We start from the raw sequence: 3,394 nt of genomic DNA, 5'->3' as shown, positions 1-3,394 counted from the left end.
GATTATCTGCTGAAGCCGATCGAGCCGACAATACTCCGGAGCAAGATAAGGGTATTTTGCGAGTTATACCGCCAGCGGCGTATGATTGAGATGCACGAACAGCAGCTTGAAACACTCGTCAATGAACGCACCGCCGAACTGCGGCAGGCCAATGAGCAATTGCAGAGCGATATCGCCGAACGCAAAATCGCAGAGCAGGCCCTGGAGCGCACGGTACGTGAGTGGAACGCTGCAATGGACGCATCCGCCGATGTTATCTACATCCTTGACCTGAACCGCTGTCTGATGAGGGCCAACAGGGCATTCTATGAAATGACAGGCAGCACCCCTGAAGATGCGATCGGCTGTCACATTGCGCATCTCCTCCATCCGGATACAGAGAGCAGATCATGCCCTGTCTGCAGGGCACAGGAGGAGAACCGGGATATCCTTATTGCCCTTGAGGCTGACCATCCGGCTAATTTGATGAGACGGCCTGTTGAGATCAGCTCACGGTTTGTCAGAGACAGGCAGGAAATTCCGGTGAGCTTTATGGTGAGCATGCATGATCTCACCCATGAACGGGGCGCCCAGGAAGAGAGATCGAAACTTGAAGCCCAGCTTCTTCATGCACAGAAGATGGAATCGATAGGACAACTTGCCGGTGGCGTAGCCCACGACTTCAATAATATGCTGACGGCAGTTATTGGTTATGCAACCCTGATAAATCTGCATGCAACCCAGGACCCAGTGATAAAAACCTATGCAGAACAGATACTTGAAGTCTCAGATAAGGCCGCCAATCTGACACAAAAACTTCTTGCATTCAGCAGAAAGCAGACAATAGACCTCAAACCGACCGACCTGAACGCGGTGGTACGAAACATGGAGAAGTTTCTCCGGCGGCTCATCGGAGAGGATCTTGAACTCAGGATACGCCTGACAGAGGCAGAGCTGACGGTCATGGCTGACGCGGGGCAATTGGAGCAGGTCATCATGAACCTCTGCACGAACGCCCGGGACGCGATGCCAAAATGCGGACTCCTCACCGTAGAGACAGGAGCCGTTACGATTGACGAGACATACCTCAGCACCCACCTGTTTGAAAAGCCAGGTCCTTACGCACTTATCACGGTGAGTGATACCGGTGCAGGAATGGATGAGACGACAAGGGAGCGGATATTTGAACCGTTCTTCACCACAAAGGACAAGAGTAAAGGCACCGGCCTGGGTCTCTCTATCGTGTATGGTATCGTCAGGCAGCATAAGGGTGAAATACATGTGTACAGCGAACCTGGCAAAGGAACTACCTTCAGGATATACCTGCCTCTGATAGAAGGAAAAGAGAAGTTATCGATACAGAAGACAGAAGAATCTCACACAGGAGGCACGGAGACTATTTTGCTTGCCGAGGATGAGGAAGACGTCAGAAGACTGATCCGGACTGTGCTGACACTGGCCGGGTACACGATCATCGAAGCGGTCGACGGCGTGGATGCGGTGACGAAATACCGGGAAAACAGGGAGGCGATTCAGTTGATACTTACTGACCTGGTAATGCCGAAGAAGAGCGGCAGGGATGCATATGATGAAATACGCAGGCTTAATCCGGCTGCAAAGTTCCTCTTCATGAGCGGATATACTTCGGACGTGATACAGGAGAAGAAGCTCCTGGAAAGCGGAATACCCCTGATCTCCAAGCCGGTATCTCCCGGCGAACTGTTGAGAAGGCTCAGGGAAGAGCTGGATACCTAACGGGCTATCGATATGGAACTGTCGGCGATTGAAGACATTGAGATACGGCTTCTGCTGGAGGGCATCTTCCGGGTCTACGGGTATGACTTCAGGGAATATGCCGAGGCTTCCCTTAAACGGCGGCTGACGCAGTGGCTCCAGAAAAACGGTTTCAACAGTTTTTCTGAGGCGCAGGAGCGCGTGCTGCGCGACCGCAAACTGTTCAGCGGCCTGCTGGAAGGGATAACCGTAAATGTTTCGGAGATGTTTCGTGACGCTCAGTTCTTTAAGGCAGTGAGGGAGGAGGTCGTACCGCACCTCAAGACCTACCCGTTTATCAAGATATGGGTCGCAGGATGCGCAGCAGGCGAGGAAGCTTACTCCCTGGCCATTCTGCTTGGCGAGGAAGGATTTGATGGACATTTCAGGATCTATGCGACGGACATAAACGAAACGGTACTTCAGCAGGCTGAGGAGGGTATTTATCCCCTCGATAAGATGCAGCAGTTCACGCAGGGTTATCAGAGGGCCGGAGGGAAAAAGGATTTTGCCGACTATTATACCGCCCGGTATGACCGCGCCATACTGTCTCAAAAGCTCAAAAATGCCATTGTCTTTGCTTCACACAACCTGACGGTCGACGCCGGGATTGGTGAGATGCAGATGATCCTCTGCAGAAATTTATTGATTTACTTCCGGCCGGTGCTGAAGGAGCGCGTCCTCTGCCTTTTTGATGCAAGCCTCTCAAACGGCGGTTTTCTCTGCCTTGGGATGAAGGAGACTCTTTCGGGCCGCGGCATATCCGGCAGATACCGGGAAATGGTGCACGGCACACGCATCTACAGGAAGCAATATGCATAGGGGACTTCGGAAGCAGTTTTGCGCCGTGGCCGCAGGGGTATCGATGGGCGGTGTGGAGGCGCTCAGTCTCCTGCTCGGCGGTCTGCCTGCCGGTTTTCCGCTTCCGCTTCTTATCGTGCACCACATAAGCGCTGCTTCAGAGAGCGATCTTGCAAAACTGCTCAAGACCCATTGTGCCATACAGGTCAAGGAGGCTGATGAAGAGGAAAAGATTATGCCCGGGACCGCTTATCTTGCGCCTCCGAATTATCATATGCTGGTTGAAAGGGATGAAACGCTGGCACTTTCCGTGGACCAGCCGGTGAATTTTGCACGGCCATCTGTTGATGTTCTCTTTGAGTCGGCTGCAGACGTATTCGGTCCCGGACTGATCGGTATTATCCTGACCGGCGCAGGCTCGGACGGAGCCAGAGGGTTAAAAATGATTCAGGACAGGGGCGGGCTTGTGATCATCCAGGACCCTGCAGATGCTGAGGCAGACTCGATGCCGCGAAGCGCACTTGCGGCGGTCAGGGCAGACTATGTTCTTCCGCTAAAAGAGATGCCGCTGCTTCTCTGCAACCTGGCACAGAGGCAGTGCAAAATGACAGCAGAGGAATCCCAGAACGTAAAGGAGCTGCAGAAATGACTGAACCCGAAAAGATACCGGTATTGCTGGTAGACGACCGGCCTGAGAACTTGGTTGCGCTTGAAGGACTTCTGGAGGATATGGGGCTTGCCATATACAAGGCTGGCTCGGGCAATGAAGCGCTGGGCCTCTCTTTGAAGCATGACTTTGCGATCGTGCTGATGGATGTGCGTATGCCGGAAATGGACGGGT

The 3,394-nt window shown here is 53.1% G+C and carries 4 protein-coding genes; all 4 read left to right on the top strand.

Features of this window, described 5'->3' with window-relative positions; all coding sequences use genetic code 11:
• Positions 1-1,734: response regulator (locus HZB31_12985; GenBank protein ID MBI5848834.1), on the top strand; the 1,734-nt coding region annotated here is incomplete at its 5' end.
• Between the two features lie 12 nt (positions 1,735-1,746).
• Positions 1,747-2,574, top strand: a complete 828-nt coding sequence (locus tag HZB31_12980) for a protein-glutamate O-methyltransferase CheR (protein ID MBI5848833.1) — start codon at positions 1,747-1,749, stop codon at positions 2,572-2,574.
• The gene (locus HZB31_12975) at positions 2,567-3,202 is read left to right on the top strand and encodes a chemotaxis protein CheB (protein MBI5848832.1); all 636 of its coding nucleotides are present in this window, start codon (positions 2,567-2,569) and stop codon (positions 3,200-3,202) included. Before HZB31_12980 ends, HZB31_12975 begins: the two co-directional genes overlap by 8 nt.
• On the top strand, positions 3,199-3,394 hold a 196-nt coding region (locus tag HZB31_12970), incomplete at its 3' end, for a response regulator (protein ID MBI5848831.1). The genes HZB31_12975 and HZB31_12970, both read left to right, overlap by 4 nt.

The sequence above is a fragment of the Nitrospirota bacterium genome (assembly GCA_016235245.1).
Taxonomy (GTDB): domain Bacteria; phylum Nitrospirota; class Thermodesulfovibrionia; order Thermodesulfovibrionales; family UBA6898; genus UBA6898.
Note: the sequence above shows the minus strand (reverse complement) of the source record. Positions and strands in the feature narration are given on the sequence as shown.